Below are 6,178 nucleotides of genomic sequence, written 5' to 3'. Positions count from 1 at the left end.
TCGCGCAGCGCGGCGATGATGCGTTCGGCGTGCTGGCTGAGGATTTCCGGGTCCTGCATGTCGGTGCCGTGGCCGCGCAGGGTGCGGTCGGCATAGCGCGGCACGATATGGAAATGCACGTGCGGCACGGTCTGGCCGGCGGCGCGGCCGTTGAACTGGCCGATCGAAATGCCGTCCGGCGAGAAGGCGGCGCGCACCGCGCGGGCGACCCGCTTGGTGGTGCGGATGGCAGCCTCGGCGGCGGCATCGGAGAGGTCGAAGAGCTCGGCGGCGGCTTCCTTGGTCACCACCAGCACGTGCCCGTCGGACTGCGGCATGATGTCCATGAAAGCGACGGTATCGGCGTCTTCATAGACCTTGTTGCAAGGCAGCTCGCCACGCAGGATGCGAGCGAAGATATTGTTGGGATCGTACACGGTACTCCTACTGGTCGCGGTATGGGTCCTGGCGTCATCGCGCAGACGCCCCTGGCCCGGAAAATGCCGGCTCAAGAGACGCGGCTGATGCAGGCTTCGAGTTTAACGCAGGGGCCTGGCGCAATACACCCCTGGCCGACAGATCACATGTTTCGGCGGTACTGGCCTCCCACCTCGAACAGGGCGTGCGTCACCTGCCCCAGGGAGCACACGCGCACCGCGTCCATCAGCACCGCGAACACATTGTCGTTGTCGATCACGGCCTGGCGCAGCCGTTGCAGCATGGCAGGCGCGGCATCGGCATGACGCGCCTGGAAATCCGCCAGCCGGGCGAGCTGCCCCTGCTTCTCCTGCTCGCTGGAGCGTGCCAGTTCCAGCGTGTGCGGGGTCGGATCCCCATTGGGATTGCGGAAGGTATTGACGCCGACGATGGGCAGCGTGCCGTCGTGCTTGCGCTGCTCGTAATACAGCGATTCCTCCTGGATCTTGCCGCGCTGGTAGCCGGTCTCCATCGCGCCGAGCACGCCGCCGCGCTCGGCGATACGCTCGAACTCCTGCATCACGGCTTCCTCCACCAGATCGGTCAGCTCCTCTATCAGGAAGCTGCCCTGGTTGGGGTTCTCGCACCTGGCCACGCCCCACTCGCGGTTGATGATGAGCTGGATCGCCAGCGCGCGCCGCACCGATTCGCCGGTGGGCGTGGTGATGGCTTCGTCGTAGGCGTTGGTGTGCAGCGAATTGCAATTGTCGTAGATGGCGATCAGCGCCTGCAGCGTGGTGCGGATGTCGTTGAAGTCGATCTCCTGCGCATGCAGCGAGCGGCCGGAAGTCTGGATGTGGTACTTGAGCTTCTGGCTGCGCTCGTTGGCGCCGTACTTGTCGCGCATGGCCACGGCCCACACGCGGCGCGCCACGCGGCCCAGCACGCTGTACTCCGGGTCCATGCCGTTGGAGAAGAAGAACGACAGGTTGGGCGCGAAGTCGTCGACATGCATGCCGCGCGCCAGGTAGGCCTCCACATAGGTGAAGCCGTTCGACAGCGTGAACGCCAGCTGCGAGATCGGGTTGGCACCGGCCTCGGCGATGTGGTATCCGGAGATCGACACCGAGTAGAAGTTGCGCACCTGGTGGTGGACGAAGTATTCCTGGATATCGCCCATCACCTTGAGCGAGAACTCGGTGGAAAAGATGCAGGTGTTCTGGCCCTGGTCTTCCTTGAGGATATCGGCCTGCACCGTGCCGCGCACGTTCTGCAGCACCCAGGCGCGGATCTTGGCCTCCTCGCCGGCGCCAGGGTCGCGGCCGTTGTCGGCGCGGAACCTGTCGAGCTGCTGGTCGATGGCGGTGTTCATGAACATCGCCAGGATGGTCGGTGCGGGTCCGTTGATGGTCATCGACACCGAGGTGGAGGGGCTGGTCAGGTCGAAGCCGTCGTACAGCACCTTCATGTCGTCGAGCGTGGCGATCGATACGCCCGCGTTGCCGACCTTGCCATAGATATCGGGGCGGGTATGCGGGTCCTCGCCGTACAGCGTGACCGAGTCGAAGGCGGTGGACAGGCGCTTGGCGTCCATGCCCTCCGAGACCAGCTTGAAGCGGCGGTTGGTGCGAAAGGCGTCCCCCTCGCCGGCGAACATGCGGGTGGGGTCCTCGTTCTCGCGTTTGAAGGCAAACACGCCTGCGGTGTAGGGGAAGCTGCCGGGCACGTTCTCGCGCATCAGCCACCTGAGCACTTCGCCGTCGTCCTCGAAACGCGGCAGCACCACCTTGCGGATGGCCGTGCCGGACAAGGTGGTGCCGGTGAGCGCGGTGCGGATCTCCTTGTCGCGGATCCTCACCACGTATTCGTCGCCGCCATAGGCCTTGCGCATCTCCGGCCACATCGCCAGCAGCTTGCGCTCCTGCGCGCCAAGCGCGGCATCGCGCTCGGCTGCGAGCGTTTGCAGGGCATCGCCCGCGCCGTTCGAAGCCGGCTGCGGCGCCGCCAGCAGCATGCGGCGCGCCTCGCGCAGCTGCTGGCGCTCGCGCGCCAGCCGGCTTTGCGCATCCACGCGGCGGTGATAGGCACGCACGGTATCGGCCAGCTCGGCCAGGTAGCGCGTGCGCGCCGGCGGCACGATCGCGTTCTGGCCGGTGGAGACGCGTCCGCTCAACTGCGGCAGGACGCCGGGCGGCGCATGCAGGCCGCGCGCGGCCAGGGCTTCGCGCAGGCCCTGGTAGAGCATGGTGACGCCGTCGTCGTTGAAGCGCGACGCCTGCGTGCCATAAACGGGCGCCTCCTCGAGGTTCGCATGCCACTGCCCGCGGTTGCGCTGCACCTGCTTGGCGACATCGCGCCAGGCATCCTGCGCGCCCTTGCGGTCGAACTTGTTGATGGCGACGAAATCGGCGAAGTCCAGCATGTCGATCTTCTCGAGCTGGCTGGCGGCGCCGAACTCGGGCGTCATCACATAGAGCGACAGATCCACGTGCGGCACGATGGCCGCATCGCCCTGGCCGATGCCCGAAGTCTCCACCACGATCAGGTCGAAGCCGCCCACCTTGCACGCCGCCAGCACGTCTGGCAGCGCCTGCGAGATCTCGGAGCCTGCCTCGCGCGTGGCCATCGAACGCATGAAGATGTTCGGATGGCCGATCGCGTTCATGCGGATGCGGTCGCCCAGCAGCGCGCCGCCGGACTTGCGGCGCGAGGGGTCGATCGAGATCACCGCGATGGACAATGCGTCCCGCTGGTCCAGCCGGATGCGGCGGATCAGCTCATCGGACAGCGAGGATTTGCCGGCGCCGCCGGTGCCCGTGATGCCGAGCACGGGCGTCTTCACCTGAGCGGCATCGGCGCGCAGCGCATCCGCCAGCGACGCATCGGCCTTGCCGTTTTCCAGCGCCGTGATCAGTTGCGCCAGCGCGCGGCGGTCGCCGCCCCTGACCGCGTCGAGCGTGGTGGGCGCATAGCGCGCCAGGTCGATATCGCAGCGCTGCACCATGTCGGCGATCATGCCCGCCAGGCCCATGCGCTGGCCATCCTCCGGGCTGTAGATGCGCGCCACGCCGTAGGCCTGCAACTCGCGGATCTCGTCCGCCACGATCACGCCGCCGCCGCCGCCGAACACCTGGATATGCTCGCCGCCGCGCCGGCGCAGCAGGTCGACCATGTACTTGAAGTACTCGACGTGGCCGCCCTGGTAACTGGAGATGGCAATGCCCTGCACGTCTTCCTGCAGTGCCGCGTCGACCACCTCCTCCACCGAGCGGTTGTGCCCGAGATGGATCACCTCGCAGCCCGAGGCCTGCAGGATGCGCCGCATGATGTTGATGGAAGCGTCGTGGCCGTCGAACAGCGAGGCCGCGGTGACGAAGCGCACCTTGTTGACTGCGCCCGCCGGTCCCGGCGCCACGCGGGGAGCGCCTGGCTCGGCACCCTTCTGCACATCGGAAAGATCGGTCATTGTCTCCACCATGTTCGGTGTTCCGGCTGGTCGCAAGACGTCCGCGGCGGCCGCTCTGGAGGCGGCTCGGCTCGCGTGGGCGAACGGTCCGCCCGGCACTGTCGCAGCGGCTTGATTATATGACGTTTACGTTAACGGAAATCAAGCGGCGGACGCACTGCCTGCCGCGCGGCGCGGACAGCCATGGCGGACATCCTCGCACAGTTGGCGGGATGAGGGGGCGGGACTTGCGGTGGCGTTCAGGAGAAATCGATGCCGTGGACGGGCCGGCGCGGCGCGAACGGCGAGGTGCGGCCGGACACTTGGCCATGCTCCGGCCAGCACGGATGGCGCGGAATGGGCGAAGACCAGCGCGACACCAGCCTGCCCGGATGCCGCCGGCGCCGGGCATCCCCGCGCGCCGGCCTGCCTTGCATCAGAGACCCGGCTCCGGGCATTGACCGGCACCGCTGGTCCGCCGCTCGCCGAGCCGGCGCTTCAGCGCGTGCGCCAGGCCACCCAGCCAGCGCCACGAGAGCGGCACCGGCGTCTCGGCCAGCGTAAAGCGGGCGCCCTCGCTCTCGCCGGACAGCCACACCCGGGCGCCGCCCGGCAGCGCGAATACCGCGCCCGGCAACAGCCAGATATCGGCGTGATGACCTTCCACCGTCAGCCACAGGCGTCCTTCGATCGCCTTCAGGCTCTGTCCTTCGCGGGCGCGCCAGCTCACCGGCCGGCCGGGTTCATCGAGTTCGAAGATCCGTAGTTCGCGCATTTCACTGCTCCAGTCTGCATCGCGGCCATGTCGCGTGCCACCCGGCTCCGCCGGTGCCGGCACCTTCCTCCGCATACCTTCCATTATTCACAGCGCAAACTACAATCCCATGAACAGTTGCGAACAGTTTTCGATGTACTGTTCAGTAGTTTTTCCTGACACTTCAATTTCGATTTCGATTCCGATTCCGGCACCGCCCCTCCGATGAAACTGACTCTCGTTCCCGCTACCGGCATCCCGCTGACCGACCAGATCGTCAGCGAGGTCAAGACCTGGATCAGTTCGCGCGAGGTGCGTCCCGGCGCTCGCCTGCCATCGATCCGCCAGCTCGCGGCGGAACATGGCATCAGCCGTTTCCCGGTCATCGAAGCTTATGACCGGCTGGTGTCGCAGGGCCTGCTCGATTCGCGCCACGGCTCGGGCTTCTTCGTCGCCGACAGCCCGCTGCTGGCGCGCGCCGCTAATGGCTGGTCCGACCCGAGCCTGGCCGAGGACCTGTCCGGCCATATCCTCGAGCAGTTCAACCATCCCAGCGCCACGCTCAAGCTGGCGGGCGGCTTCGTGCCCGAGAGCTGGCGCGACATCGAGGGACTGACCCAGGCCATCCGCCAGGTCTCGCGCACCAACATCGAAAGCGTGATCCATTACGCCACGCCGATGGGCCTGCCGGAACTCCGCCAGCATGTGCTCACCCGCGTGCGGCAACTGGGCATCGCCGCCGAACTGCCGCAGGTGCTGATCACCTCGGGCGCCAGCCAGGCGCTGGACCTGGTGGTGCGCAGGCTGCTCAAGCCGGGCGATACGGTGTTCGTCGAGGACCCCGGCTACTACAACCTGTTCGGCCTGCTGCGCCTGCACGGCGTGCGCCTGGTGGGCGTGCCGCACACCCGCAACGGCCCCGATCCCGACGCCGCCGAGGCGCTGCTGCGCGAGCACAAGCCCAAGCTGTTCTTCACCAACAGCGTGCTGCAGAACCCCACCGGATCGACGCTGGCGCCGCCGGTGGCGTTCCGGCTGCTGGAGCTGGCGCGGCGCCATGGCTTCCGCTTTGTCGAGGACGATATCTTCTCGGATTTCCAGACTAGTTTCACCGACCGCCTGGCCACGCTGGACCAGCTGGAGCATGTGATCTACATCGGCGGCTTCTCCAAGACGGTCTCGGCCTCGCTGCGGATCGGCTACCTGGTCGCGGACAAGGCGCTGGTGAAGGACCTGGTGGATGTGAAGGTGCTGACCAGCGTGGCGGGTTCGCATTTCGCGGAAAGCGTGACGACGGCGCTGCTGGAGCGCGGCGCCTACCGCAAATACATGGAGCGCTTGCGCCTGCGCGTGCGGCAGGCAACCGCGGGCGCGATACGGCACCTGGCCGATGCGGGCTGGGAGGTGTATTGCGAGCCGGCAGGCGGCAATTTCCTGTGGGCGCGCACGCGCGGCATCGAGGATTCCCGCGAACTGGTGACGCTGGCCGCGCAGCACGGCGTGACGCTGGCGCCCGGCAATTACTTTCGGCCGGCTGGCGAGACCACGGCCTGGATCCGCATCAACTCCGCCTTCATCGAGGA

General features: G+C 67.2%; 4 protein-coding genes. 1 reads left to right on the top strand and 3 read right to left on the bottom strand.

Features of this window, described 5'->3' with window-relative positions; genetic code table 11:
• The 3 genes from P3W85_RS39720 to P3W85_RS39710 all read right to left on the bottom strand — a co-directional run.
• A partial coding sequence (locus P3W85_RS39720; RefSeq protein ID WP_276268845.1) for an HIT family protein occupies positions 1-416 on the bottom strand: 416 nt, incomplete at its 3' end.
• Positions 417-559: 143 nt separating this feature from the next.
• Positions 560-3,862: a fused isobutyryl-CoA mutase/GTPase IcmF gene (gene icmF, locus P3W85_RS39715; protein ID WP_276268844.1), complete on the bottom strand. Its 3,303-nt coding sequence runs from the start codon at positions 3,860-3,862 to the stop codon at positions 560-562.
• 415 nt (positions 3,863-4,277) lie between these two features.
• The gene (locus P3W85_RS39710; RefSeq protein WP_276268843.1) at positions 4,278-4,616 is read right to left on the bottom strand and encodes a DUF2917 domain-containing protein; all 339 of its coding nucleotides are present in this window, start codon (positions 4,614-4,616) and stop codon (positions 4,278-4,280) included.
• Between the two features lie 204 nt (positions 4,617-4,820).
• On the opposite strand from P3W85_RS39710, the gene P3W85_RS39705 reads away from it, so the two are divergent.
• Positions 4,821-6,178, top strand: a 1,358-nt coding sequence (locus P3W85_RS39705; protein ID WP_276268842.1) for a PLP-dependent aminotransferase family protein, incomplete at its 3' end; no start/stop codon positions are given.

Origin of the sequence: Cupriavidus basilensis, from assembly GCF_029335485.1 — a bacterium.
Classification (GTDB): Bacteria; Pseudomonadota; Gammaproteobacteria; order Burkholderiales; family Burkholderiaceae; genus Cupriavidus; species Cupriavidus basilensis_E.
This window is presented reverse-complemented; position numbering and strand designations above follow the sequence as displayed.